Below are 25318 nucleotides of genomic sequence, written 5' to 3'. Positions count from 1 at the left end.
GATAGATCGGGGTCGTTAACCGGATGCAGAAGTCGGACTCTCATCGGCTGATCCTTCGCGTCAGGGCGCCGTAGCTAAGCCCGTACTTGTCGGCTAGCGCGGCGGCATAAGCCAAGCCATCAGCGGGCCGGCGGCTAAATTTAAATGTTCGCTGAGTCGGGTCGTCTGGGGCGACTTCGCCAACCATACTGACGCACACTGGATCTAGCGCGGAAAGCTCGTCAAGGAAGCTGACATAGACCGCGACGCAGTGTAGCGCGATAATTCGTCCTAGCACCTCTCGACCAATCAACAGGGCGTCGTTGACGGTGGTCGACGAGAAACTTTCGTTCATGATGACGATGCTGGTGTCGGTGGCGCGCGAGAGAATGTCATGAATACGTACCAGCTCGTTATCGAGTTTGCCATGCAGTGTCGAGAGATCTTCTTGGCGTTCGAAGTGGGTGAAGATCTGGTCGGGCAAGGTCAGTCTGGCCCTGCTGGCAGGTATCGGGCAGCCCAACGCCGCGAGGTAGGCGCATTGGCCGATGGTTCGGGCAAAGGTTGTTTTACCGCCCTGGTTTGGCCCGGTAACGACGAAGATGCGCTCGGAACCCGACAGGCTGAAGTTGTTGGTAACAGGATGATCTTGTTCCTGCAGCGTGTTAATGGCTAGCGCGAGGTCGAAGGCGTCGCCGACCTCCATCGCACCGGGCTCGTCTGTCAGATCGGGATAGCAAAACCGAAGTCCAGCTGCGGTTAGGCGGTCCACGAACGCTAGGTATGACAAGTAGAAATGAATCTCGTGCTCAAACCTTGCGATGACCGGTTCGATGAAGTGTTCGTGGCGCCGGCAGTAGCTGTCAAGAAGGGTGAAGGTTTCTGGATGAAGTTTGGCCACGCATTCGAGAATCTGCTCCTCGACGTGGTTCATGTCGTTGAATTCCGGAAGCGCCCCCCGATAGTCCTTGCTAACTTCCGTCGCGAAACGTTCGAACGTCTCAGCGACGACTGAACTGTAATCCATTTGTTCATCGAACTTTTCAACACGCACCCGCAGGCCTTCGATGTGGACCAGGTAGCGCACCTTGCGCAGCTGATCTCGCATCGTCTGCGTCTCGGCCACCAGCGTGGTGAACGTTTCGCTATTCACATAGCCTGCGAGGTGTTCGCCGAAGTTACGAAGGCCCAGAGAACGAATCCGGATGTGCAAGAGGTCGTCACAGAGCAGACCTACTGCCCGGCAATATGATTCGATCGCAGCGATCAGCCAGCCCTGTCGTTGGAGGCGATGCCAGGCGCTCCTCGCCACATTGAGTCGTCGACGCATTGCGCGCGCGCCATCAACGAATTGCTGTATCGATGACCGTGTCTGCTCATCGTCGAGGTCACAGAACACCTGTTGGCGGTACTGCACGGTTGGTAGCTCGCGCAAGGGTGCGTAGAAAGTAGTTGCGATGTCACTGTCGCCATACCCAGCAGTCACCGCGGCGAAGATCTGGTCAAGGTGTAGATCTGCAAAGAAGTCCGGTGTCGGCAGGGAGGTATTCCGCATATCACCGACGCCAGGGCCAAGGATGCTAGTAAAGGCCGCCATTTTGCGCTCTCCGTCTTCTACCGTGCGTCGTACCACGTAGTAGAAGCCATCAGCCCAAATGGCAGTTGAGGCGAGCTTCATCGCCGTATTCACGATCCTACCCGAGATCAGCGCGATATGGCGGCGGTAGCGCTACCGCGCGAACACCGGCCTTTGCCCGGGCCTATCGCATTCGCAAATGGCGGACAAGCACAAGTCATTCGGCAACAACGTCATAGCAGTCCACCCGCCACACTCCGTCGACGAGGCTGAGCTGATTCCAGCATGCCGTGCGCTGGCTGACGTGATCCAGCGAGGGATCCAGCTGCTCCAGAAGAACGGTGTTGAACGCATCATGGGAGACCATGACGACCGGCCCCGGCCCGAGTTCAGCCACGAGTTCGAAGAATGCTCGCCGAGCCCGATCGGCGAGAGCCGTCCGGCTTTCTACTCCGGGTGCTGAATCGACGCTGCCGTATCGGTGTTCAACATCATCACGCCGAAGACCAGTCATGGGCCCGTAGTCGCGATCGTTGAGTCGAATGTCAATGATGACCGGCGCGTTGGCTGCGGTGCCGATTGCTTGCGCGGTCGCCACCGCTCGCTGCAGCGGACTGCAGACCACTGCCGTGGGACGTCGTGAGGCCAGCGCGTCGGCGAGACGAGCGACTTCGATAAGACCGACCTCGTCTAGCGGCGGATCACTGAGCCCGCGCAGGCGCCCCGCCGCATTGAGCGCGGTACGTCCGTGCCGGGCCAAATAAACCCGGGTCACGCCGGCGGTGCTCACGGACTGTCCGCGAACTCTGGAACCACCGCAACGGGGCGGGTGCTGCGACGCAAGAGGTTTCGGGTGACGGTACCGGACACGATGTGACTTAAGGTCGGGCCGATCCCATGCTGTGGGCGACCCACCACAATCAAAATTGCGGCACAGTCCTCGGCGATCTTGAGAAGCGCCTTGACCGGCTCGCCGTTGAGAAGATGATATTCCCACCGCACGTGTGCCGCGTCGAGCGCCTCCCCGACATGCCGACGCTCGGTGTCGAGTCTTCGTTTGACAGCGTCGGACGACTCCCCCGACGAACCGGAGATGACACCGTCGGATATGTCCACCACATGGACGACGTGAACAGGAACGTTCAGGGCGCCGGCCAATTCGCAGGCGAAAAGCACTGCGGCCCGGCTGGCTGGATGGCGATCATATCCAACGACCAATGCCATGACGGGGACTCCTTGCCGCTTGCTCACCAACCAATCAGGAGCCATCAGCCGAGTCGGCAGTTCGGGCGCATACCCAGGTGGAGATCCATCACCTGACCGCCAGGTTAGCCGGTTGGCGCCGATAGGGGCCAGCGCCAATATCATTGACCTGGCCTGAAACAGGCGCGTAGCCTCGAGAGAGCAGGCGGTGGGGCTCGCAAATTTTGCCACCGTGTCTGGGCTTGGGAGAGCCCGACGGTTGCCAACGGTCCCTGGGAACTAACCAGTGCCGGTCGCCCGGCGTGTTTGAAGCACGTCGTGCGACGCAAGCGGACCCAGGAGCCGAGCATGAACCGATCATCATTACCTGTGCCCGTATCACCACCGGGGCAAGTGCTAGCACATTCCATCCTGTCCCCGCCGTCGCGGATCGCGATCGCGGGTGACTGGCATGCCGATACCGACTACGCCGTCGCAGCCATAAAGCACGCCGCCAAGCGCGACGCCACAGTGCTGCTTCACCTAGGAGACCTCGGCTACAACTTCGCCGACCACTTTCTGGACTCGCTCGATCGTGCGTTGGATAGCTGCGGCATCGTTTTGGGATTCGTCGACGGCAATCACGAGAATTTCGACCGGTTGTTGAGCTGGCCCGTCGATGCCGACGGACTGCGCCCGTTGCGCGAACACATCGTCCATTTGCCACGGGGATTTCGTTGGCAATGGGCCCAGACCAGATGCCTAGCGCTCGGGGGCGCCTATTCCATCGACCGCTTTCTGCGCACACCCGGACGATCGTGGTGGGCACAGGAATGCATCACGGCCCAGGAAGCTCATGACGCAGGAGCCACCGGGTCCGCCGATGTGATGTTCTGCCACGACTGTCCGAGCGGAATCACGGTTCCGGGCGCGGCGCGCGACCGATTCGGATTCCCGGCACAAGAACTTCGACGCTCCGAGCTCTACCGAGTCCGGCTGCGGTCCGTTGTCGACCTGACCCGCCCAGCTCGGTTGTGGCACGGCCACTTTCACCACCGTTATCAGGCGTTGCTGCGGGGCGACGGTTATCGCACTGTCGTTGACGGCCTCGGCAAGAACGGCGATCCCATCGACAACAACATGGTTGTGGTCAACCTAGCGGAACTCGGCGCTCACCGGCTCAGCTCCGGAGCCGGCACCAGACCTGTCCGTTCCGACTTGACCAACCGAATCGCCGTTGGTTAACTGACGTTGGCGATGGAGTCCGCCAGAAAGCATTGCTTTCGAACCGCCGCAAGGCTGATGGCACCTGCGAACCCCTAAAGGAGTCGCAGGTGATTTGTATCGTAAGTCGTGGCAGCCCGATGCATTCGGCGCCGCAATGAAATCGAGCGCTGATTCTCTTGTTTACTTAGTCTTCGCTACAGCGATCGTCCGTATTGATGCGAAGCTGCCGTGGCGGCGTGACGAGGGTGACCAGGTGTGGCGCCCACGACGGGTTGCCTCATGAACAGCCTGTCGTTACCGCTCATTCAAGGGTTACAGGTGATCACCGTGGCCGGCGGCGCACCAGGCATAAGTGGTTTCATTGCCTGGTTAGAAGCGCGTCTGCAAGGTCGTCGCGGGCCGCGGATTATGCAGCCGTATTTCGACCTCCGGAAGTTCTTTGGAAAAGAGACTCTAGTTCCGGTTGGCGCGGGCCCGTTCTTTCGACTGGCGCCGCTGGCATCCTTCGCCTGCTACCTCACCGTTCCAATGCTGATCCCCGTTCTCACCAGCTACGCGTTACCGCTGGGCTACATGGGTGACATTCAAGGTGGGGGCCTAATTTTGGCATTCGCCAGCTTTCTGGTGGCAGTCGCCGCCGCCGAAACCGGCGATGCCTACGCGCAGCTGTCGTCCAGTCGCGCCAAAACCTTTGCGGCAATTACTGAGCCGGTGGTTTTGTTGGTGGTGTTCACCGTGGCATTGATCACCACGACTGACCTTCCTTACGTCCTAGGAGCCACCGTGCGCAGTGGCCCCGACCAGATCGTACGTCCCGCCCACCTATTGGCCTCAGCCGCTCTGTTCATGGTGATTCTGTATGAGACGGCACGAATACCTGTCGAAACACACACCGGAACAACAGAATTCGGAATGATTGAGACTGGACGCCCATTCGAGCATTCCGGACCGGACCTAGCCTTACTCCATTGGGGAGCCTCCGCCAAGCAGTTCGTCCTCTACGTCATCTTGCTTAACGTATTTGTCGCTCCCTGGGGGATGGCCTCCACCACGAGCCCGGCCGCAGTCGGATTGGCGATACTTGCGTTACTGGCCAAGGCCGCAGTGTTGGGCTGCCTGGTGGCGGTGATCGATAACAGCTATGCCAAGCTGCGGCTGTTCAAAATTACCGAATTCGTCTCGGCCGCACTGCTGTTGGCCGTCCTGGCTGTATTCACCCTCTACCTGGGAGGCGGCTGATGCTTGCTCTCGCGGCAACGGAGTCGGTTCCCACCGTCTACGAAGGTGTAGCGAACACCGTGGCGCTGATTGTTTTGCTGCTTGAGTTCGGAATGCTGCGCGCGGCACTGCTGCGCGGGCAAGTGCGCCTTTACGCCGGACAGTCAATGGCCGTCAGTGTGTTGGCCGCCGTTGTCGCGTTCGGACGTGACGTGCCCGAACTGTATGTGCTGGCCATCTTGTCGCTATTACTGAAGGTCATTGTGGTACCGCTGCTGGTGGTGGGCCTGTTGCGCGAAGCCAACCAAGAAATCGCCGGCAGCGGTGCGCTCGGAGTGGCAAATGAGGTGCTGATCTCAATCGGTGTGGCGGCATTCGGATTCTTCGCCGTAGGTGTCCTTGGTATCAACTCCCCGGTCTTGCCCACCGCCGCGCTGAGTCTGTCGGTGGCGGTGATCTTGGTGGCCTTCATTTTGATGATCGTCCGGCGCGACGTTGTCAGCCAGGCGATCGGCTTCTTCTCACTCGAAAATGGTGTTTCGCTGGCCAGTCTGGTGGTCGCCGCCGGAATGCCGCTCATCTTAGAAGTTGCGTTCTTGTTCGACCTGTTGGTCGCAGTGGTGGTATTCGGGGTCTTAATGCGCACCCATCACCGACGGACGCAATCCCTGTCAACTCAAACACTCGACCGACTGCGGGGATAACCCATGTCGATAATCCTTGTGCTGCTTGTCATCTTGCCGTTGATTTCGACGCTGCTATGCGTGCGAGCACCGCATCGCCTCGCGGCAATCCTGACCGCGGCAACCGGTGTTGTCACCTTCGTTCTGGCCACCATGTTGGTTCCAGCCAGTGTCGGCCACACCATCACCGCATTGCACTATCTGAGGGCCGATCCGCTATCACTGATCTTTCTCCTCGGTACTTGTTTCCTCTATGCGACAGTCGGGATATATTCCGTCGGCTACCTCGCCGACGAAGAGCGCGCGGTACGTGAACAAACGGCCGAGGAGCAGGCCCGGTTCGCCCGCCATAGCGCTCGGTTCTATATGGGCCTCAACGCCTTCGCGTGGTCGATGATCTGCGCTCCGCTGGTCAATGGACTTGCACTCTTATGGATCGCAGTCGAGATCACCACGGTCGTTTCGGCGCTATTGGTTGCATTAGACGACACCGAAGGTGCAACAGAGGCCGCATGGAAGTACGTGCTGATCGCCTCCTCAGGTCTCGGGATTGGCCTGTTGGCAACCATCTTCATGTATTACGCCGGCGCGCAGGTGCTGGGCCAGTCATACGACTTGGCTTTTGATCCATTAATCGCCGCGGCCGGCCAATCGCCCCACACACCGTTGCGGTTGGCGTTCGTGCTTGCAGTAGTCGGCTATGGCACCAAAGTGGGATTCTTTCCCGTGCACACGTGGCTACCCGACGCGCACGCAGAGGCGCCGACACCCGTCTCCGCGCTACTGTCGGGATCGCTTTTGGCTGTGAGCTTTTATGCGATCCTGCGCTATTACCAGATCACGGTCGCCGCACTAGGGCCCCGGTTCCCGCAGATGGTGCTGCTGGTCTTCGGAGTGCTCTCACTGCTCCTGGCCGCGCTGTATCTACTTGAACAGCGGGACATTAAACGGCTGCTTGCCTATTCGAGTATCGAACATATGGGTATCCTGGCGATCGGTGTGAGCTTCGGTGCGCCGATCGCCCTTTCGGGTGTGCTGCTCCACGTGCTGGCCCACGCTGCAGCTAAGGGCAACGCGTTCATGGGCGCAGGCGTGCTGGTGCGCAAATTCGGTACCAAGGAACTGGCACGAATGGCCGACGGCATCGGAGTCTTACCGTGGTCGGGTCCCCTGTTTTTGATCGCCGTTCTGGCGTTGTCAGCCATGCCGCCTTTCGGCCTATTCCGCAGCGAGTTTCAGATCGTGTCCGGCGGATTTGCCCACCCCCGCAATGCTGCGGCAGCCGCACTCGTCTGTCTGGTCACCCTGGCATTCCTGGGCTTGACCCTCGCGACGACGCGAATTCTCTTCCGCGTGCACCCCACCGATCCCACCGCTACCGATACCGCTCGGATTCCGGGCGAACCTAGTCGGTGGATGGTCACTCCGGTTGTCGCAGGAGTACTGGCTTTGCTCGTCCTCGGGCTAGCCCCTCCGGCAGACTTGGTCAACCTGCTCAATCATGGCGCAAGCGAGCTCGCGGTCGGTGGCCGATGACCTCGGCGACAAAGATTGGGGCGGTTGACCTGCCGCTGGAACGCTGGCGGGCTGACGTAGTCGGACACGTCGCCGCCGGCTGCCGCTTTGCCGGCGTGTACGCCTCCCACGACACTCAGACAGAACAACTGCACGCACTACTTGTCGGCGGTTCTCGGGTTAGTTGCCTTCGCACCCGATTGCGACCGGACTCCGAGGGATCGATGTCGTACTCGGCGCTGACACCCGATGTGCCGGCGGCATTTTGGTATGAACGAGCGCTACACGATCTCTCCGGTGTGGTGCCAGTTGGACACCCGAGGCTCGACCCGCTGCTATTGGCCCGTCAACCCGGGCAACCATCACCACGGCCCGGCCAAATCAACCATGCCACCTTGCCGCCGCGCATCCACTCAAGCGCCGCCGAACCGTGTGCACCGGTGGATGTCGGCGGTGGCGGTGTTTTCACCTTGCCGCTGGGCCCTGTGCGGTCGGGAGTCTATGAATCCATCGAATTTCTCATCGAAACTCCCGGCGAGGACATACCCCACCTCAATATCCGGCCCCACTACAAACATCGGGGAATCGCCAAACGTTTCGAAGCATTGCCGGTTGCTGACGGCATTCTGGTTGCCGAACGGGTGGAAGGAATCTCGTCAGTGGCCCATGCACTCGCTTTCGCCCACGCCGCAGAAAACCTCGCCGGTGCTATCCCGCCGCGGCGCGCGCGACTGGTTCGCGTCATCTTCGCCGAACTCGAACGCATCGCAAACCATCTCGATGTGGTGACGCGGCTGTGCGAAGCCGCGGGAATTGCCATCCCCTTGGCGCGGTTCGGATGGCACAAAGAAAGCGTTATGCGACTGGTTTCTGCGCTGTGCGGAAACCGATTTGGCCGCTCGATAGTAAGAGTCGGCGGGATCAGCGCCCAGCCACGACTGGAACCGGCCGAGGTCTCAGCACGACTGGCGGTGATTGTGCGCAGAATCCGGCATGACCGTGATGCGCTGATGATGGACGCTTCGTTTCTCGACCGGCTACGCGGAACCGGACATCTGGACCCGTCGTTGGCTGCCTCACATGGGGCGTTGGGTCCAGTGGGCCGTGGGTCGGGCTGTGACGACGATGCACGCAAACGCCCCTACGACGGATACGCAGAACTCCCTGTTTTCGACGGCGCGGTCGTCGATGATCACGGCGATGCGCTGGCCCGGTTGCGAGTCCGGTGGGGAGAGATCGACATCGCCGCTGAGCTGATCCACCGCGCGTGCGATCGGCTCACGCCGCTCGCCGAGACAGCGTTCTTGGCGCCGGTCGAGGTCGTCGACGGCTTCACACTGGGCTGGGCTGAAGCGGCTCAAGGCGAGGTGCTCTACGGCCTAGAAGTCCGCGACGGCACGATCCGCCGCTGCTTTGCCCGCTCGGCTTCCCTGCATAACATGCTGCTTTTCCACGATGTGTTCAGCGGCGATATTTTTACCGACTTCCCATTCATCGAAGCCAGTTTCGGCCTGTGCTACGCCGGGGTGGCGATGTAGATGCCGTGGATATTCCGGGGGCTCCGCGACGGCATCATCACCAGCCGCTGGCCCACACGCGCTGACGATTATTTCGATCAATTCCCCGCAGGCGTGGGTATCAATGACAACAGCTTGTACGCGGATCCTGTGCAGTTGGCTTCGGCTGCCCAAGCCTGTCCCACCGGTGCCATTTCAGTTGAGCCGCAACCACAACTGGACCGGGCGCGCTGCATCCTTTGTGGACGGTGCGTGCAACTGGCTCCAGAATGGTTCGGCTGGGAACCTGGCTCGGACACAGCGCGATTGACCCGAGCAGGGCTGGTGGTCGGGGATATCGAGGAGACTGACGAAGCGATTGTCCAGGTGCGGGCAGCCCTCGGCCGCCGCGTGCGCCGCCTGCGACGCTCGGTGCATCTGCGCCACATCGACACCGGATCCGACGGTAGCGATGAATGGGAAATTCAGGCCCTGACCAACCCGGTCTACGACCTACACCGGTTAGGGATTTTCTTCACCGCCAGTCCTCGTCACGCCGATATTCTCTTGATCACCGGGATAGGCGCGGCGGGAATGGTTGAACCGTTGCGCCGCACGCTCGTCGCCATGCCGAACCCGACAGTGGTGATTGCTGTCGGAACCGACGCGGTCAGTGGAGGATTGATCGGCGGCGGGTATACCGGCGGGGTCGGGATCTCCGACGTGGTGCCGGTTGACGTGTGGATCCCGGGCGCACCCGCCTCTCCATTCAGTGTCCTGCACGGAATTCTCTTGGCATTGGGTCGCGTCCCCCTGCCCGCAGGTCGGAGCGCGCAATGCTGATTTTCGGGCTCGGGCTATTGGCTGCGGCGGCGTTGATCAGCGCATGCGCAGGACACCGCCGCGGCCGCGTCGCTCAGCGTCGATTGGTCGTTACGGCCTGGGCCGCGAATACGGCTGGGGCCGCGACGCTGGTCATAGCCGGTGCCTACGCGGTGGGCGGTCGCGCACAACGAGTCGGCCTTGGCGGGTTGGCTGGCTTTGGCCCTGCGGCACTGCGCGTGGACGCGCTATCGGGGCTCTTCCTCATCGTGTCGTTCGGGGTCGCCGTCCCTGCCCTGATTGCCGCGGCCGCATCGGCGAACCAACCACGGTCGCGCCTGCCGGCTGGAATCGCCGTAACCCTGGCCGCGGTCGCGGTCATTCTGATGGCAGACAACCTGTTTGTTCTTCTCTTCGGCTGGGAGCTGCTGACCGTCGCATTTTACCTGGTATCGGGATATGACCGCGCGCTTCCGGGCAGGGCACATGGTTCCGTAATCACCGTGGTGTTCGGCAAGGCCAGCGGCGCGGCACTGTTGATGGGTGCGCTACTGCTGGCATCACACACCCACACCTTCGCCTTTACCGCCGCGGTGGTCAGTCCTCGCAGTGCCGCAGGACAAGCCTCGTATGCGTTGCTGCTATTGGGCTTCGGCATCAAAGTCGGTCTGGTGCCAGCCCACATTTGGATGCCGCGCGGATATTTCGCCGCACCCGGCCCTGCCCGTGCCGTGATCGCTGGTGCTGCCGTCAACGTTGGCTTCTACGGTATGTGGCGTACCCTGAATATCTTTGGGGCCCCACCGGTTTGGCTGGTATGCGCGGTGCTCATCATCGGCGGGGTCACCGCGATTCTGGGCATCGCTCACGCAGCGGTTAATCCCGATCTGGCCACCTTGATTTCATGGTCGAGTGTGGAAAACGCCGGCATGATCACCGCCGGATTCGGTGCGGCGTTGGTGGGCGCTGCGGCCAATGAACCCAAGCTGGTGGCGGCGGGACTCATCGCTGGCACCGCCCAGGTGATGGCACATGCCCTTGGCAAAACGCTGCTGTTTGTATCCGCCTCGACAATCGAACATGCAACCGCCACAACCGAGCTCGACCGCCTCGGGGGTATCATACGCCGTCTGCCCTGGGCAGGAACCGGTTTGGTGATCGGCTCGTTGACGCTGGCCGGACTTCCGCTGACCGCAGGTTTCGCCTCCGAATGGTTCACTCTCGAGTCGCTGATGCAGCAGTTCAGATTCAGGAGTCTGGCAATGCAACTGTCGACCGCCGTCACCGGCGCGTTGATCGCGCTGACTATCGGTATCGCAGGGGTGACCTTCGTACGGGTGGTTGCACTGACCGCATTTGGCCCGTCGCGCATCAATGAGCCGCCGTTGATCCCGGCGGCCGCGCGCGTAGATCGTCAGTGGCCCTACCGATTCGGTGTAGCGACTCTCGTGATCGGGTGCCTTGGCACTGCCGCGGTGGCGCCGCTGCAGGTGGGCTTGATCGCGCGCGGCCTGCGGCCGATTGTGGGTGATCAGGCCGCTAGCGCCAACGCCGACCCATGGGTATTGCAACCCGTTTTCGCGGATTTTTCTGCATTGTCACCGACGTGGCTGTGGATCGTGCTGCCCGTTATGTCCGTGCTCATCGCAACCTGTGCGGCCGCATTCGCTGGCCGCAACCCCTTTCGGGCTCGCGCCGTCGCGCCGTGGTCCTCGGCATCACCGGGAGTCGACCGCGGCGTTGGCTACACCTCATCCGGCTATGCCAATCCCGTGCGTAACGTGCTCGCTACCGTCCTGCTCACCCGAACCGCCCTCTTGGAGACTGAGGACGACCCCAGCAATCACCAAGATTCGGCGCTTCGCTATACCTATCGCATCGACGTCGTCGATGTCGTCGAGCGCTACTTCTACCGCCCGTTGACCCGCGGTGTGCTCGTTGTGTCGCGTACTGCCAAGAAGCTGCAGTCCGGGCGCCTGGACGCCTACATGGCTTACATGCTCATCGCAGTACTGGCGGTTCTGGCCGTGGTGATCGCGACATCATGACTCGTACCGGTCAATCACGCAGAGTCGGGCGATGAACGGGGGCCAACCCGAACGGCAACTCGGGGGCGGCTGCTTCGATCTCCAGAAGACGGTTGTATTTCGCGACACGTTCCCCGCGGGCCGGGGCACCCGACTTGATCTGACCGCACCCCGACGCCACCGCAAGGTCGGCGATGAACGGATCGCCGGTTTCTCCCGAACGGTGAGAAATCATCGCGCCATAGCCTGCTTCCCGGCACAGGGCAAGCGCCTCAAGGGTTTCCGACACCGTCCCGATCTGGTTGACCTTGATCAGCGCGGCGTTGCCGATGCCCGCACGTACAGCGAACGCGATCAAATCGGGGTTCGTCACCAAATTGTCGTCGCCAACCAGCTGCACTCTGTCGCGCAGGGCATCTGTCAATTTCCGCCATCCTCGGAGATCGCCCTCGTCCATTCCGTCTTCAATACTCCATATCGGGTACCGATCCACCATGGCGGAGTAGCGGTCGACCAGTTCCTCGCTGGACAACGATCGACCGTCGATCTGATAGTGATCGTCGCGATAAAAAGCGCTTGCGGCCGGATCCAGCGCTATCGCGACGCCGCCTCGACCTACAACGTATCCGGCATCGTCAATCGCCTGGGACAGCAACGTCAAAACATCTTCGGGACAACTGATCTCTGGCGCGAAGCCGCCCTCGTCCCCGAGTCCGGAAGCCAGGCCGCGATCGGTCAAAGTCGAACGCAGTTGGCGATACACTTCGGCACCGGCGCGCATTGCTTCAGAAAACGAGGGCGCCCCAATCGGTGCGATCATGAATTCCTGAAAGTCGAGGTTATTGATCGCATGGGCACCGCCATTGATGACATTGAAGTGCGGGACCGGCAGCCGGGGAGACACACCGACAGGAGCCAGCCACTGCCACAGCGGCTTTCCTGCAGCGTGTGCGAATGCCCGGGCGGCTGCCATAGAGACGCCGACAATCGCATTGGCGCCCAAACGAGCCTTGTTGGGTGTGCCGTCCAGCGCCTGCAGCGCCTGGTCAACCGCCTCCAAAGAGGTAAACGGGCGGCTGGTCAACAATTCCGCGATCGGCCCGTTGACATTTGCCACCGCCTGGCGGACGCCCAGACCGGCGTAGCGCTCGTCATGGTCACGCAGTTCAACGGCCTCCCGGCTGCCGGTCGACGCTCCAGACGGTACGCCCGAACATACTTGATGACCATCGAGCAGCGTCGCGGCTACCCGGAGGGTGGGTCTCCCCCGCGAATCGAGGATTTCGAGCGCAGATATCGACGAAAATTGAACGGCCACGAATCTTCCTCCGCGTCACATTCGACCGCCCATCCAGCCGGCCGAGAATTGATCTGTTCCGCAGGGACCGTTGGCCGTCGATACTCGACGCGCGATTATGGCGAGCCCCACCGCCATCGTGTGTTGCCAATTTATAGCACACCCGGACCTCACGAGCAGCCAAACGCAACGGTCATCCTGAAACCCCTTGTGCGGCAACGGTAAGGAGAAGCCATGGATGAGGACGCTCTTAAGCTCAGCGCCTATTTTGACGAGCGCCGCCGCACCGGAGACCGCTTTCTCGCTGAGAAGCTGCTCGAGCTGTTTGAGCAGCGTGCGATCGCGACCAGCATCGTGTTGCGCGGCATCGGCGGCTTCGGGGCACGCCACTACCTGAGAACCGACCAGTCGTTGAGCTTGTCCGAAGACCCGCCTGTGGGAATTATCGCTGCGGACAACAGAACTCGGATTGAAGCGCTGCTCGACCCCGTGCTGGCCCTCAAGCAACGGGGCCTGGTTACCCTTGAGCGAGCCCGGCTCCTGCGTGATGATGTTGGGCCCTTAGAGCTAGCAGATGAGCTGCACGAAGCCGTCAAGCTGACCATCTACGTCGGCCGCAAGGAACGTGTTTACGGTATGCCCGCCTACATCGCTATCTGCGACCTGATGTATCGCCGCCGAATTGCGGGAGCGTCGGTATTCCTCGGCGTCGACGGCACTGCGCACGGAGACCGACAACGCGCCCAATTCATTGGCCGCAACGCCGACGTTCCGATGATGATCATCGCCGTCGGCTCGGGCGCTGTGATCGGTCGGGTGTTGCCCGAACTCGGAGGGCTGCTGCGCCGACCCTTGATCACGATTGAGCGCGTCCGCGTATGCAAGCGCGACGGTGAATTACTGGAACGACCACACGCCCTGCCGGGTACAGATGAACACGGCCTACCGCTGTGGCAAAAATTGATGATCTACACCTCCGAAGCAGCACGTCGCGGCGGCGCACCAATCCATCGCGCGCTAATCCAGCAACTTCGACGGCGCAAGACCTCCAACGGAGCGACGGTCCTGCGTGGAATCTGGGGCTTTCATGGCGATCACGAACCCCACGGGGACAAATTCTTCTCACTAGTACGCCACGTACCCGTCGTCACCCTCGTGATCGACACTCCATCCAACATCGCCGAATCGTTTGACGTGGTCGATGAACTGACACACGAGCAGGGACTAGTGACCAGCGAGATGGTGCCCACCGTGGTGCCGCCCGACAGCGACCAACGCGGTGGCGTACCACCCATGGCCCGCCACCGTTACTAGCCATGTGCGTGCAGTTAAAGGTTTTGCTGTACGTTGCGTCGCGCCCTTGTTGCCGGCGGCAGAGTCTGTTGAGAATCGACCGCCGGCCCCGAGGCCGTCAAGCTCGTTGGGGAGCTCATCGAGCTGGTGCGCTTCCAGCATTGCTCGATCGCCACTCACTGGTGGGCCGTCAAGACGAGTTTGCCTTGCAGGTGTCCTTGCTCGGCCCGCCGGTGGGCTTCGGCGGCATCTGCCAGTGGGTAGGTGTGATCGATGGCTACGCGCAGTTGCTGGGTGCTGACGAGTTCAGCGAGATGAGCAAGCGTCGCTGAATCACTGCGCACCTGGCCGAACCGTTGCTCAATGCCGCGGCGGGCTGCTTCGCGCGGATGGTAGTCGCCGAAAAATACCGGACACAAGACGCCTCCATCTCGCAGCGCCGGCAACAGGCGATGCCCGTCGGGACCGCCGACAGTGTCGAACACGACATCCACATCATGGACCTGTTCGGACACCGTACTGCGGGTGTAGTCAATGAACTCATCAGCGCCGAGCTCGGCCAGGAAGGAGGCATGCCGGCCGGAGGCCACGGCGATCACGAAAGCCCCGCGCAGCTTGGCCAATTGCACGATCAGATGACCGACGCCGCCCGCAGCGCCGACCACCATCACTCGCTCACGCCCGCTAAGCCCGGCGTGGTCGACGACGAACTGGTACGCCGTCAACGCGGCCATCGGCAGCCCGCCGGCGACTGTATCGTCGAGGCCGGCAGGTATACGTGTCAGCTCGTTGGCCGGGGCCACAGCGAATTGCGCGTAGGTCTGGCCGCCGCCGCGGCTGCTGGTCGGGAAGCCAACGAGCCCGAACGCCCGATCGCCGAGTCGCCAGCCCGTCACGCCGGGCCCGGTGTCGACCACTTCGCCGGCGACATCCCATCCTGGAATGAACGGAAATGTCATTGGTGGTGTCAGCTCGCGGGGCAACCCAGAGAATCCCGATCTCATGTACCAGTCTGGTGGGTTCACGCCTGCGGCGCGCACTCGCAGCAGTACTTCCCCGTCAGTGGGAACCGGTCGATCAACTGCCTCCCATTGCAGCACTTCCGGACCGCCCGGTTGGTGAGCTTGCGCCGCCATCATCGTCTCCATACGAGCTCCTTCGTCGTCGATTCCTGCTTAAATGAAGCGGTGCTCCACATAGTAAGCGGAGCGGTGCTCCGAATGTCAATGTTGCGCTCGGTTGCGCCGCGATGACCCCACAAGGCAGACCTCCGGTGACGACGGGGACCAAGGGCCAGCGAAGCGACGCGCGGCGCAACTACCAGCAGATCCTGTCGGTGGCAGCGGTCGTGGTGCGCGAGCAGGGCACCCAGGCCTCACTTCGTGAGGTCGCCCGGCGCGCCGGGGTGGGCCTGGGCACGCTCTACCGGCACTTCCCCACCCGCGATGCGCTGCTGGAGGCGGTACTCAGCGACGGAATGCGACAGCTGGTGATCCGTTCAGACCAGCTTTCACACTCGCACTCACCCAGAGACGCATTGGTGCAATGGTTGCGCGAATTCACCAGTGGCGCCGCAATTTTCACCGGTCTGCCCGCGGCGCTGATCGCAGCATCGACTGACCCGCAATCAGCGCTCTATGACGCGTGTACCAGCTTGTCGGCCGCCGCCGAGCGGCTGGCAGCGCGTGCACAAGGCGACGGCTCCGTGCGAGCGGACATCACCGGTGCGGATCTGATAGCCGCTGCCGGCGCGATCGCGAGCATCAACGAAAGCGCACCCCCTGGCCGCACCGAACGGTTGCTGACACTGCTGTTCGACGGCCTCACACCATAACGCGCAGCGGGCGGGGGTAACTGCTGCTCGTGGGTCACACGGCACCCTGTCACGCACGCGAACTCATCGCTCGGACACGCATGGCAAACGGTGTCGCGACATGTTCAGCCAACTGGAATCATTTGCGCCGACGTGATTTACGGTTGGCGTCGAACTGGTGTCGGGCCCGTTCGACTTGATCGAGGTGGTTCGACCAGGTTGCCAGCGCTGCGAACACCGGCGCCAGGCTGCGGCCCAGGTCGGTGATTTCGTATACGACGCGTGGAGGCATCTCCGCGTGGTACGTGCGCGATACCAGACCATCGCGTTCCAGTTGACGAAGCCGCTCGGTGAGGACCTTGGGCGTGATCGAGGTGATACGCCGTTCGAGTTCACCGAATCGTTGTGGTCCATCGTGGTGAAGAACCCACAGGATGGGAGTGGTCCATCGACTGAAGACGATGTCGACCACCGGCGAGATGGGGCAGGCGTGTTCTGGCTCCGCTAGAACTGACAGCTTCTCTGTGGCGTCGCTCACAACGTGCTCTCCATCGATTACTTTCTCCTAGGTATCTACTATCTCTTCGATAGTAACGTCGCTGCCGAGTCGATACACGGATACAAGATCGGGAGCGCACATGATTGTCGTGACAGGAGCAACAGGCAATGTCGGCAGGCCGCTCGTCGAGGCGCTCCATGCTGGCGCCGAAGAGGTCGTAGCCGTCTCCCGCACCATCACGGAGGCCGACGTGCCGACCGGCATGCGGTTCCAGCGGGCTGACCTGTTCGACGCGCAGAGCTTAGTGCCGGCACTGCAACGGGCGCGGGCTCTGTTCATGGTGACTCCCGCCGACTTCCATGCCGCCGGTGAAGAGGCCTTCGCAGCAGTGATGGACGTGGCACAGCACAGTCGACTGCGGCAGGTGGTCTTGCTGTCTTCATTGGGAGTGGCCGCGGGACGACATCCCAGCGGCTTGGAGCAGGCGCTAAAACGAACAAGTCTGTCATGGACAGTCCTGCGCCCGGGCGGATTTCACACCAACGCTTTGTGGTGGGCCGGCCTCATCCGGTCACATCGACTGGTCGCTGCACCGTTTGGCGATGTCGCATTGCCCAGCATCGACCCCGGCGATATCGCCGCCGTCGCCTCGGTCACGTTGCGCGAAGATGGTCACCAAGGACAGGTATATCGCTTGACCGGGCCTGCACCGATAACACCGCGTCAGCAGACCGAGGCCATCGGCGCGGTGCTGGGTGAGCCGGTGAGCTTTGTCGAGCAGAGTCGTGCCGAAGCCAAAGCCCAAATGCTGCAATATATGCCAGAAACTGTAGTCGAACGTACACTCGACGCGTTGAGCACACCGACGGACATCGAACGAAACGTCAGTCTCGACGTCGATCGCATCCTGGGCCGCCCCCCGCGGTCGTTCAGAGAGTGGGCCTCGAGTCATGTGGCGGCGTTCAAGTAGTCGACACAAGAACGCCGCACCGGAACGCTTAACCTAGCGACGATCGCGGGTCTGGTGGTGGTGATCATCGCCCAGTGCAACGGGCTTCGCAGTGGCGTCGCGGGCCATTGCTAGTTCAAGAGAACTACTGGACTTGGATTGCCGGCGAAGGGTCAGTCGGCGAAGAAATCGCCTTGAAAGCGCACGTGTCAATTTTTGCCCCCTTCACGGGTTATACCCGTGGTACGGCATCCTGTTTCAGCCGCGGATCAATGTCCGGCCTCAGTGAATCTGGATCTGTTGCGTCGTATCAGGGCAAGTGCGCCGATGCCCAAGGCGGCATCCTCGACCACGATCGCGACGTTCCGCGGTCCTCTACGTGCTCCGCGGCCGATGGCGGCGGCACGGGTCAAGGCCAACAGCAGCGCCGCTACCCCCCAGGAGCCCACGAAAGCCTGGTCGGAATGTCCGCGGGCGTACGCGATTACGCCGTACCCTAACCCGGCGTTGAAGGCTCCGAGCTCGCGTTGATACCAGCGGTCACGGGTCCATCCGTAGTGGTCGGCGACACGGTCGGGGATCACCAAGTGGCCTGTGAAGGCGCCGACCGCCATCGCGAGTGCGCCCGCGCCCAGCGCTTTGTGCGTCCAGCTCGCGGATCGCCAGGGTGGTGCCACAACAGGGGTCGCATTCATCGATTCCTCCTAGTTGACTGATAATCAATCATTCATGCACACTAGAGCCCGTCGACCATGAACGTCAATCTCCGGGAAGACCCGGGGAGTTAGCGAAAGGGCTCACCGTGTTAACACCACTCCGGGAGGTTTCCGCATGACGCGCCGGGCTCGTCGAGTGACGCTCGACGGTGCGCGTGTTCTGCTCACCGGGGCCTCCAGCGGCATCGGTCGGGAGCTGGCGGTGCGCCTGGCCGCCCAGGGCGCCCAGCTGGTGGTAGTCGCACGAAGGGCGGATCTGCTCGAGGCCCTCGGCGAGGAGATCGCCAGCGCGGGCTACATGCGCCCGTACGCGATTCCAACCGACTTGAGCGCGCCGGGGGCTGCGGCAAAGCTTGCGACGGCCGCGCTCGACCAGTTCGGGGACGAGATCGATATGTTGATCAACAATGCCGGCGGCAGTCTGGTTGGCGCGCAGTCACGCCTCGGCGACGACGCGACCGCGCGAGTACTGTATGAGATCAACTTTTGGACTCCTCTAGCGCTGAGCAAGGAGGTGATCCCCACCATGCTTGCGTCCGGCTCCGGAACCATCGTCAATGTCACCTCAACGATTCAGTCTGTCCCGTTGCCATTATTAGGCGGCTATTACGGTTCGTCGAAATCGGCGCTGGCGCAAGCGACTAGGGCGTTGCGGCTCGAGCTAGCCGAAACGCCGCTCCGGGTGGTCGAAGTTATCCCCGGCGCCACCGACACCGCCCTGCGCGACATCGACGAATTGCCCTGGAAAGGGTCCCCGCCCAAAACCTTGCCCCCGGTGTCCGCGGAATCGAGCGCTGCCGCGATCGTGCGGGGTCTCAAGCGGGGGAAGCAACGCATCGTTTATCCGTCCTATTCGCTTGCCCCACTTGAATTCCCCGCTATAGGGCGACTGATCGCCCGCATCGGAGGACGCCGCGTTAACACCCGCGGTGCCCTCGAGCTGCGGACGCTCACCAACAAAAGGAAGACCCCATGACCCAGTCGTTCCGCTTTACCGACAGCCAAATCCGCCTTGGTGCGGGGCTAGGGCTTGCCCATGTCGTGGGTGCACTGATCGCGCACTGGAATGTGCCCACGACCCTTGAGGAACCTCTAGGTCTACGCGCCGATCCGTGGTTTCGCCGTGAAACCGGCACCGTGAATGCGGGATTCGCCTACGGTCTCATTCGGGTCCTACGTGGGCATCAGGCTGCCACCTTCTTGAAGACAACGGCTCTCAGTGGGGCTCTCATGGCCGCGACCCGCACGATCGCGACGCTGCGTGGGAAACGCCGCGGACCGTTGAGCGCGCTGGTGATCCTGAGCGACCTCATTTTGTCGATCGGCGGCTTCGTTCTTGCGCATCAGTTCGAACACAACGAGGGTCCGGGATTTCAGCCGCTGCAACCACGAATCTCGTATGCGACAACCGGCGAGGCTCCCGGACAGCCGGCGGCATCACAGTCCACGAAGAAGGCGGCCGAGCGGTGAACACGAGGCCTGTCTATCCAGCGCTCAAGGTCGGCCCCGAGGATCTTGACCGCCTACCCCGACCGGGATCGCCAGCCAAGTTAGCACACGTGGTGTTCAAAACCCCACGGCTGCAACAGATGAGCGACTGGTACACGCAGGTGCTCGACGGTATGGTCGTGTTCGCCGACAAGCGGATCGCATTCATTACCTATGACCACGAGCATCATCGCGTGGCATTGATCAGAATTCCTCGACTGCTAAAGATCCCGGGCATGTTCTGGAAACTACACCGCAAATTCTGGGGTTTCGACCACGTCGCCTTCACCTTCGACCACCTAGAAACCCTTGTCACCACCTACCGCCGTCTTTCCGATGCCGGGATCTATCCGGTGTGGTGTATCAATCACGGCCCGACCACATCGATCTACTATGAGGACCCCGACGGCAACCGGGTCGAGTTGCAGGTGGACAACTTCGCCTCCAATCGTGAATTGATGGACTGGCTAGTAGGCGGCGAGTTCGCTGAGAACCCGATCGGCGTCGAGTTCGACCCCGACGTGCTCGAACGCCTCGTGCACGCTGATGTCCCTTTCTCCCAACTGCGCCGACGCGGATCCGCGCCGCCCGAGGGCCGCAAGCCGCGCTCCGGGTTGCGCACTCTGCGCTGGAAAACCCTCTGAAACGAAGGAACAACGATGCGAGTGGCAACCTTTTCTACCACCACGGCCAGCGGTCATGTCGGACTGCTCGATGACGACGGCATCGTCGTTGATCTCACCGCAGCCAAGGACGGGCCCGCCACGGCGGTGGACCTGCTGAGCCTGCCGGACTGGCAAACTCGGGCGGCGGCACTGCGAGTTCTCGGGCCGCGCCATCCACTGGACGAGGTGACTTTGCACGCACCCATCCCAGCGCCGCCCAAATACCTTGCGATCGGGATGAATTCGCGAGAGCACCGCAAAGACATCAACATCCGCTGGCTGCTGCGAGAACCGCACTTGATCCGCATCGCCGCAGGGTACATGCTCGCCCACCCACGGCCCAGGCACCCGTTCTTCTTCGCCAAGGCCACCTCATCGATCATCGGCCCGACAGACACCGTCGTCTTGCCGCTGCGCGGTGATCAGGTCGACTGGGAAGGTGAACTCGGCGTCGTCGTCGGCGCCACGATCCACGATGTTAGCGCCGCCGAGGCCCGCCGGGCCATCGCTGGGTACCTGATCGCCAACGACGTCTCGGTGCGCGATTGGCAGACCGACAATCCCACTGCCGCGGCCCTGGCCAAGGGATACCCCACCCACGGCCCGCTGGGACCCTGGCTGACCACCCCGGACGCCTTCGACGAAAGCTCCGCGCAGTTGCGCACCTACCTCAACGGCCGCCTCACTCAGCAGGGTCGGATCGCTGACCTCATCCTGTCCCCCGCTGAAATCATCAGTAGGCTCAGCCAATTCTGCGTGCTGCGGCCCGGTGACGTCATCGCCTGCGGCACCTTCGGCGGGACCGGATGGCCCACGGGGCGCTTCCTAAAGCCAGGCGATCAGGTGCGTATCGAAATCGATGGACTCGGCGAGCTGTGCAACCCAGTAAGTGCCTACAGCGCGCAGGTGCTGGCGCGTCAGTCCGTGGCCCTGGTTGCGGCCCGATAGTCTGACGCCATGTGCGCCAGACGCGTCCCCGAAGTCACCGACAGGCGACAACAACTGATCGACACTGCGCGAAAGCTGTTCGCCCAGCGGCCCTACGATCAGGTCACCACCTCCGAAATCGCCAAGAAGGCGGGCGTAGCGTATGGCCTAATCGCGCACCACTTCGAAAACAAGCGCGGCCTATATCTGGCCGTCATGAACGAGATTGCAGTCGAGATCGCCGCGGTGCAACTGTCCCCTCCCCCCGAAGGCGCCTCCCTAACCGATCAACTCCGCCACGCGTTACGCAGCCACATCTCCTACATCGACAGCTACGCCGAAAGCTTCGTCGCACTTGTGCGCGGACAATTGGGATCTGACCCCGACCAACAGAACACCGTCGACAAACTGCGATGGCTGGGGGCCCAACGCATACTGCTCGCCGTCGGCATCACAGAACCCATCCCGCCGGTCCTGCGCACCGCCATGCACGGTTGGGTCGGCTACCTCGACGAAATGATGATCGACCGCATCAATACCGGCGATGTCGACCGCGAGGTCCTCGTTGAGCTGGCTGCTGCCACACTGGTAACCACACTGCAGGCTGCCCGCATTCTCGACCCCTCGATCACCCTACCTGCACCAATAGTCAAGGTGTTAAAAACATTTCGCGTCACCGCTGAAGCGGTTGAAAGATCCTAATAGTAGGCTGCAGGGCGGTCCTGGTAGGACGAAAATCGGATCAGCGGTCGCTGCTGCAGTGACAACTGCTTTGCCATTTAAGTGCTTTCAAAACGCTCGGTGCGGTCGAGATCAGCCAGAGCGAGGTTTGGGGGCGTGTGTGGGGTTGGTGCCGAAAGTGACGATCAGCGGCAGCCGTGCCAACTCATCACGCACGGCTACAACATCGGCAGGTGCTAGGCCTTCCACACGGACCACGAGCTGGCCTCCACTGTCATGCTCGGCCGTGACCTGAGTAGCAGCACCGCGGATACCGGCGGCAACCAACACCTCCACGACTGCTCTGCGGGCGGCATCTGCACGCAAGGCGGGCTTGAATGGCTTGCCGATCTCTGTGACAGGAATGGCATCGACGACATGAATCGCTTTCGGCACTGCGGCCGACTCGCTGATCGTGTTCTGCGCCCACCTGACCAGTTCGTCGTCGCTGACCGTAGTGCTCGTCACAACATATGCGACTGGCACTTCACCGGCATGGCGGTCGGGACGACCGACTGCGGCCGCATCCGAAACAGCCGGGTGAGCACGCATTGCGTCCTCAATGGTTGCGGGGTCGATGTTGTGGCCGCCGCGGATGATGATGTCCTTGGTGCGACCGACCAGGAAGACATATCCGTCTGCATCCACGTATCCTAAGTCGCCAGTGAGCAATCCGCCGCCGCGCAGTGCGTCAGCGCCCTCAAGTCGTCCGTTCGGCCCGACGTAACCGGGAAATACCGTCGGCCCCTGGATCATCAATTGCCCGCATTGACCAGTCGGTAGCTCGGTGATCTCGCCACCCGCGCTGATGTCGACGGCCACGAGGCGTTGATACGGCAGCCTCAGTCCCACCGATCCTGCACGGGCAACCCCGGATGGGGATGCGGCACTCACACATGCCGCCTCTGTGAGCCCATAGCCTTGGCTCAAGTAGATGCCGGTGCGACTCGAAAAGCGCTCGGCAACCGCGTCCGGCAACGGCGCTGCCCCTACCGCGGCGACCTGCAATGTGGAAATGTCGGCGTCGATGGGGATCTCGGCCAGCACCCCGTACACAGTCGGCACCGCTGACATCGCCGCGACTTGGTAGCGTTGGATAATTCGCCAGATATGTTGGTAAATGGCGAGATCACGATACCCATCGGGTCCTAACCAGACCACGGGATGACCCCGAAACAGCGGCGCGAGTCCCGTGACCAACACGGCATTAACGTGAAACAGGGGTAGCCCCGCCAGGATCGGGCTTCCCCCGGGCAGGGTTGACACCAAGGCCAGCGACCACGCCATGACAACCTCATTGCCATGAGTGTGGGCAGCCAGTTTGGGCGCACCGGTAGTCCCGCCGGTATGAAAATAACTCGCCAGATCTTCAGCACTGGGGGAAGCGCACAGCAGGGTGTCGGCGCGCTGGTTCGCCAGCGCGGTGTCCAGGTAGCCGACAACGATGCCCGACAATGGCTTAAGCTCAGCGGCGTGCGTGAGGGCGCCGTCGGGTCGCACTGCAAAAATTGCCAGCACCCCAACCTCCGCCGCGACCTGGCAAGCTTTGCTCCACACGGCTGCATCAAGTTCGGGACCCGCTGCGATAATCACCTTCGACCGCGCCGCGCGCACCAGCGCGACTATGCGTTCGGCCCTCAACGCCGGATTCACCGGCGCCGCAATTGCGGCAGCCTGTGCACCCAGCGTTGCTGCCAGGACCAAGCCGGTGTTTCCCGACATCACCGTGACCGCATCACGACGAGAGAGCCCAAGAACGGTGAATAAGTTGGCACAGCGACGCACTGTTTGAGCCAATTGAGAATACGTCCAGGATTCTGCGTGGGCCCACTGTTGAGCACACGGCAGCAGGTGTACGGCAACCCGGTCAGGCCAACAGGTTTCGGCCTCGGTCACGACGTCGTAGGTCGATGCGGGCAAGTTTCTGTCGGCCAGCGGTGTCGCCTCGATATGTGAAAGGTCGTGATGTGTGCTGCACTTCGGCCACTCTCGCACGGTCGTCACTGATCATCGTCCCCTGGTTCGTTCTTGACGGAATGTGAAGCGCTTCCTAGAGTGGCAGGGTGATTGATAATCAGTCAACATTGGATTTGTGTCGACCGTCAGCGAAGGGTGTCCTTGGATGAGATTGCGCGACAAAGTTGCTGTGGTCACCGGTGCCTCTCAGGGCCTCGGGCAGCACCTAGCGATCGAGCTGGCTAAAGAGGGTGCTCAGGTCGTGCTCGCCGCACGCACCAAAGAGCGCCTCGATGATGTCGCGGCGAGCATTACTGCATCAGGCGGCCGCGCTGTCGTCGTCGCCACCGACCTCTGCGAGGAGGAAAGCTGTCGCGAGCTCATCGAGGTCACTCGCAAACAGGTTGGGCCAGTTGACATTTTGATCTTGAATGCCGGATCGGCCACGTACGGCAGGCTTGACGAACTCCTCACCCTGGCTCCGCTACGCGAGGCGGTGCAGGTCAACCTGTTCGGCGCGGTCATGCCGACGTTCTATGCACTCGGCGACTTGATCGAGCGCAAAGGGTTGATCGCCTACGTCACCTCAGGAGCTGGCCACCTACCGATGGCCGGCTACCTGGGCTACACCACCAGCAAGCATGCAATGAACGGCTTTTTCGAAGCATTGCGTCTTGAGCTGCGGCCGCACGGCGTTGACGTGCTAACCATCAACCCCGGAGACATGTACAGCGACGACGGCGCTGGACGCACCGTCGTGGGTCCCGACGGTCACCAGTACAAAGTCGACCTGTCCGTCTATCGGCGCCACGACATCCCCCGCCGCTCGGCTAGCCACGTTGCACGCCGTTGCATCGATGCCATCGTGCAGCGACGACGCGACGTCGACGAATCTCCACCAGTCCAGAAAATCGGCAGCAAACTACGCATCTTTGCACCCCAATTCGTGGACCGCCGCATCGCCCAGAAAGCACTTACCATGCGCAGCGCGTTCGACGCGATCGCCGACGACCAACATCGCCGACAACACCCCGAGGTCCGCCCCGATTGTCCGTGGTGTCTACGAACCCCAACGCCGCTTGGCTAAGCCCGGCCATGATTGTCGCGTTCAACGACGAGCTGGACACCCCTGACCATCGCCGTAACCGAGGCGGTTGAGAGCCGGGCGGCAAAGCGCATTAGTGCTGTCGGCTAACCACGTCACGTTCATCGGGATGGCGGCCCGTCTCCCCGTGTCCTACTATCTGCATATGAACGCAGGTAGTAAAAG

The 25318-nt window shown here is 61.8% G+C and carries 24 protein-coding genes and 3 riboswitches; of the genes, 16 read left to right on the top strand and 8 right to left on the bottom strand.

The annotated features are described in order from the left end of the window. Nucleotides 1-40: 40 nt before the first annotated feature. The 3 genes from H0P51_RS15830 to H0P51_RS15820 form a co-directional block, all read right to left on the bottom strand. Entirely contained in the window at nt 41-1576 is a 1536-nt protein-coding gene (locus H0P51_RS15830; protein ID WP_180919000.1) for a MutS-related protein, read from the bottom strand. 33 nt (nt 1577-1609) lie between these two features. Then, nucleotides 1610-1670: riboswitch (Fluoride riboswitch) on the bottom strand. A 102-nt stretch (nt 1671-1772) separates the two neighbouring features. After that, a complete protein-coding gene (locus tag H0P51_RS15825; protein ID WP_246397994.1) occupies nt 1773-2345 on the bottom strand; it encodes a histidine phosphatase family protein in 573 nt (190 codons plus the stop codon). Next, complete coding sequence (locus H0P51_RS15820; protein WP_180913757.1) at nt 2342-2779, bottom strand: universal stress protein; 438 nt, start codon at nt 2777-2779, stop codon at nt 2342-2344. Before H0P51_RS15820 ends, H0P51_RS15825 begins: the two co-directional genes overlap by 4 nt. A 28-nt stretch (nt 2780-2807) precedes the next feature. Continuing rightward, nucleotides 2808-2881: riboswitch (Fluoride riboswitch) on the bottom strand. 225 nt (nt 2882-3106) lie between these two features. Between H0P51_RS15820 and H0P51_RS15815 the strand changes: the two genes are divergently transcribed. The 7 genes from H0P51_RS15815 (at nt 3107) to H0P51_RS15785 (ending at nt 11746) form a co-directional block, all read left to right on the top strand. After that, nucleotides 3107-3982 (top strand): metallophosphoesterase family protein, encoded by an 876-nt coding sequence (locus H0P51_RS15815; RefSeq protein ID WP_180913756.1) that lies wholly within the window; start codon nt 3107-3109, stop codon nt 3980-3982. After that, a riboswitch (Fluoride riboswitch) is annotated at nt 3982-4056 on the top strand. Its footprint overlaps the gene before it by 1 nt. 187 nt (nt 4057-4243) lie before the next feature. Next, nucleotides 4244-5203 (top strand): respiratory chain complex I subunit 1 family protein, encoded by a 960-nt coding sequence (locus H0P51_RS15810; protein ID WP_180913755.1) that lies wholly within the window; start codon nt 4244-4246, stop codon nt 5201-5203. Next, complete coding sequence (locus H0P51_RS15805) at nt 5203-5886, top strand: hydrogenase (protein WP_180913754.1); 684 nt, start codon at nt 5203-5205, stop codon at nt 5884-5886. The genes H0P51_RS15810 and H0P51_RS15805 overlap by 1 nt, the downstream gene beginning before the upstream one ends. A gap of 3 nt (nt 5887-5889) precedes the next feature. Continuing rightward, nucleotides 5890-7401, top strand: coding sequence for a proton-conducting transporter transmembrane domain-containing protein (locus tag H0P51_RS15800; RefSeq protein WP_180913753.1), 1512 nt, complete (start codon nt 5890-5892; stop codon nt 7399-7401). After that, nucleotides 7398-8918, top strand: coding sequence for a hydrogenase large subunit (locus tag H0P51_RS15795; protein WP_180913752.1), 1521 nt, complete (start codon nt 7398-7400; stop codon nt 8916-8918). Before H0P51_RS15800 ends, H0P51_RS15795 begins: the two co-directional genes overlap by 4 nt. 231 nt (nt 8919-9149) lie before the next feature. Next, nucleotides 9150-9719: an NADH-quinone oxidoreductase subunit B family protein gene (locus H0P51_RS15790; RefSeq protein ID WP_246397993.1), complete on the top strand. Its 570-nt coding sequence runs from the start codon at nt 9150-9152 to the stop codon at nt 9717-9719. Beyond that, a complete protein-coding gene (locus H0P51_RS15785; RefSeq protein WP_180913750.1) occupies nt 9713-11746 on the top strand; it encodes a proton-conducting transporter transmembrane domain-containing protein in 2034 nt (677 codons plus the stop codon). Before H0P51_RS15790 ends, H0P51_RS15785 begins: the two co-directional genes overlap by 7 nt. A 10-nt stretch (nt 11747-11756) precedes the next feature. Here H0P51_RS15785 and eno read toward each other — a convergent pair whose 3' ends face one another. Next, nucleotides 11757-13043 (bottom strand): phosphopyruvate hydratase, encoded by a 1287-nt coding sequence (gene eno / locus H0P51_RS15780; protein WP_180913749.1) that lies wholly within the window; start codon nt 13041-13043, stop codon nt 11757-11759. A 213-nt stretch (nt 13044-13256) separates the two neighbouring features. Here eno and H0P51_RS15775 point away from each other — a divergent pair, with 213 nt between their 5' ends. After that, on the top strand, nt 13257-14336 hold the full coding sequence (locus H0P51_RS15775) for a DUF190 domain-containing protein (RefSeq protein ID WP_180913748.1): 1080 nt from the start codon (nt 13257-13259) through the stop codon (nt 14334-14336). A gap of 155 nt (nt 14337-14491) precedes the next feature. On the opposite strand, the gene H0P51_RS15770 is transcribed toward H0P51_RS15775, so the two are convergent. Continuing rightward, nucleotides 14492-15463: an NADP-dependent oxidoreductase gene (locus H0P51_RS15770; RefSeq protein WP_246397991.1), complete on the bottom strand. Its 972-nt coding sequence runs from the start codon at nt 15461-15463 to the stop codon at nt 14492-14494. Between the two features lie 125 nt (nt 15464-15588). On the opposite strand from H0P51_RS15770, the gene H0P51_RS15765 reads away from it, so the two are divergent. Then, nucleotides 15589-16149: a TetR/AcrR family transcriptional regulator gene (locus tag H0P51_RS15765; protein WP_213016697.1), complete on the top strand. Its 561-nt coding sequence runs from the start codon at nt 15589-15591 to the stop codon at nt 16147-16149. 118 nt (nt 16150-16267) lie between these two features. Here H0P51_RS15765 and H0P51_RS15760 read toward each other — a convergent pair whose 3' ends face one another. Further along, nucleotides 16268-16666: a winged helix-turn-helix transcriptional regulator gene (locus H0P51_RS15760; protein ID WP_180913746.1), complete on the bottom strand. Its 399-nt coding sequence runs from the start codon at nt 16664-16666 to the stop codon at nt 16268-16270. Between the two features lie 100 nt (nt 16667-16766). Here H0P51_RS15760 and H0P51_RS15755 point away from each other — a divergent pair, with 100 nt between their 5' ends. Continuing rightward, a complete protein-coding gene (locus H0P51_RS15755; RefSeq protein ID WP_180913745.1) occupies nt 16767-17597 on the top strand; it encodes an NAD(P)H-binding protein in 831 nt (276 codons plus the stop codon). Between the two features lie 248 nt (nt 17598-17845). On the opposite strand, the gene H0P51_RS15750 is transcribed toward H0P51_RS15755, so the two are convergent. After that, nucleotides 17846-18271 (bottom strand): hypothetical protein, encoded by a 426-nt coding sequence (locus tag H0P51_RS15750; RefSeq protein ID WP_180913744.1) that lies wholly within the window; start codon nt 18269-18271, stop codon nt 17846-17848. Nucleotides 18272-18407: 136 nt separating this feature from the next. On the opposite strand from H0P51_RS15750, the gene H0P51_RS15745 reads away from it, so the two are divergent. The 5 genes from H0P51_RS15745 to H0P51_RS15725 are packed head-to-tail and all read left to right on the top strand — an operon-like array spanning nt 18408 to nt 22074. Next, a complete protein-coding gene (locus H0P51_RS15745; RefSeq protein ID WP_180913743.1) occupies nt 18408-19268 on the top strand; it encodes an SDR family NAD(P)-dependent oxidoreductase in 861 nt (286 codons plus the stop codon). After that, entirely contained in the window at nt 19265-19762 is a 498-nt protein-coding gene (locus H0P51_RS15740; RefSeq protein WP_180913742.1) for a hypothetical protein, read from the top strand. The genes H0P51_RS15745 and H0P51_RS15740 overlap by 4 nt, the downstream gene beginning before the upstream one ends. Further along, nucleotides 19759-20424, top strand: a complete 666-nt coding sequence (locus tag H0P51_RS15735; protein WP_246397989.1) for a VOC family protein — start codon at nt 19759-19761, stop codon at nt 20422-20424. The genes H0P51_RS15740 and H0P51_RS15735 overlap by 4 nt, the downstream gene beginning before the upstream one ends. Nucleotides 20425-20445: 21 nt before the next feature. Further along, nucleotides 20446-21393 (top strand): fumarylacetoacetate hydrolase family protein, encoded by a 948-nt coding sequence (locus H0P51_RS15730; RefSeq protein WP_180913741.1) that lies wholly within the window; start codon nt 20446-20448, stop codon nt 21391-21393. Nucleotides 21394-21402: 9 nt separating this feature from the next. Then, nucleotides 21403-22074 (top strand): TetR/AcrR family transcriptional regulator, encoded by a 672-nt coding sequence (locus H0P51_RS15725; RefSeq protein WP_180913740.1) that lies wholly within the window; start codon nt 21403-21405, stop codon nt 22072-22074. Nucleotides 22075-22185: 111 nt separating this feature from the next. Here the strand turns inward: H0P51_RS15725 and H0P51_RS15720 are convergent, their stop codons facing one another. Beyond that, nucleotides 22186-24087, bottom strand: coding sequence for an acyl-CoA synthetase (locus H0P51_RS15720; RefSeq protein WP_246398824.1), 1902 nt, complete (start codon nt 24085-24087; stop codon nt 22186-22188). A 127-nt stretch (nt 24088-24214) separates the two neighbouring features. On the opposite strand from H0P51_RS15720, the gene H0P51_RS15715 reads away from it, so the two are divergent. Then, a complete protein-coding gene (locus H0P51_RS15715; protein ID WP_180913738.1) occupies nt 24215-25135 on the top strand; it encodes an SDR family NAD(P)-dependent oxidoreductase in 921 nt (306 codons plus the stop codon). The last annotated feature ends 183 nt before the right edge of the window (nt 25136-25318 follow it).

Source organism: Mycobacterium vicinigordonae (assembly GCF_013466425.1).
GTDB lineage: Bacteria > Actinomycetota > Actinomycetes > Mycobacteriales > Mycobacteriaceae > Mycobacterium > Mycobacterium vicinigordonae.
The sequence above is the reverse complement of the archived record's forward strand: the minus strand, read 5'-3'. Positions and strand labels throughout refer to the sequence as shown.

What these genes read in the sequence shown, in the direction of transcription:
- H0P51_RS15740 (WP_180913742.1), top strand. Translation starts at nt 19,265, where the DNA reads ATGACCCAGTCGTTCCGCTTTACCGACAGCCAAATCCGCCTTGGTGCG.
- H0P51_RS15750 (WP_180913744.1), bottom strand. Translation starts at nt 18,271, where the DNA reads ATGAATGCGACCCCTGTTGTGGCACCACCCTGGCGATCCGCGAGCTGG.
- H0P51_RS15795 (WP_180913752.1), top strand. Translation starts at nt 7,398, where the DNA reads ATGACCTCGGCGACAAAGATTGGGGCGGTTGACCTGCCGCTGGAACGC.
- H0P51_RS15725 (WP_180913740.1), top strand. Translation starts at nt 21,403, where the DNA reads ATGTGCGCCAGACGCGTCCCCGAAGTCACCGACAGGCGACAACAACTG.
- H0P51_RS15810 (WP_180913755.1), top strand. Translation starts at nt 4,244, where the DNA reads ATGAACAGCCTGTCGTTACCGCTCATTCAAGGGTTACAGGTGATCACC.
- H0P51_RS15715 (WP_180913738.1), top strand. Translation starts at nt 24,215, where the DNA reads ATGAGATTGCGCGACAAAGTTGCTGTGGTCACCGGTGCCTCTCAGGGC.
- H0P51_RS15815 (WP_180913756.1), top strand. Translation starts at nt 3,107, where the DNA reads ATGAACCGATCATCATTACCTGTGCCCGTATCACCACCGGGGCAAGTG.
- H0P51_RS15770 (WP_246397991.1), bottom strand. Translation starts at nt 15,463, where the DNA reads ATGGAGACGATGATGGCGGCGCAAGCTCACCAACCGGGCGGTCCGGAA.
- H0P51_RS15805 (WP_180913754.1), top strand. Translation starts at nt 5,203, where the DNA reads ATGCTTGCTCTCGCGGCAACGGAGTCGGTTCCCACCGTCTACGAAGGT.
- H0P51_RS15820 (WP_180913757.1), bottom strand. Translation starts at nt 2,779, where the DNA reads ATGGCATTGGTCGTTGGATATGATCGCCATCCAGCCAGCCGGGCCGCA.
- H0P51_RS15830 (WP_180919000.1), bottom strand. Translation starts at nt 1,576, where the DNA reads ATGGCGGCCTTTACTAGCATCCTTGGCCCTGGCGTCGGTGATATGCGG.
- H0P51_RS15800 (WP_180913753.1), top strand. Translation starts at nt 5,890, where the DNA reads ATGTCGATAATCCTTGTGCTGCTTGTCATCTTGCCGTTGATTTCGACG.
- H0P51_RS15775 (WP_180913748.1), top strand. Translation starts at nt 13,257, where the DNA reads ATGGATGAGGACGCTCTTAAGCTCAGCGCCTATTTTGACGAGCGCCGC.
- H0P51_RS15785 (WP_180913750.1), top strand. Translation starts at nt 9,713, where the DNA reads ATGCTGATTTTCGGGCTCGGGCTATTGGCTGCGGCGGCGTTGATCAGC.
- H0P51_RS15755 (WP_180913745.1), top strand. Translation starts at nt 16,767, where the DNA reads ATGATTGTCGTGACAGGAGCAACAGGCAATGTCGGCAGGCCGCTCGTC.
- H0P51_RS15745 (WP_180913743.1), top strand. Translation starts at nt 18,408, where the DNA reads ATGACGCGCCGGGCTCGTCGAGTGACGCTCGACGGTGCGCGTGTTCTG.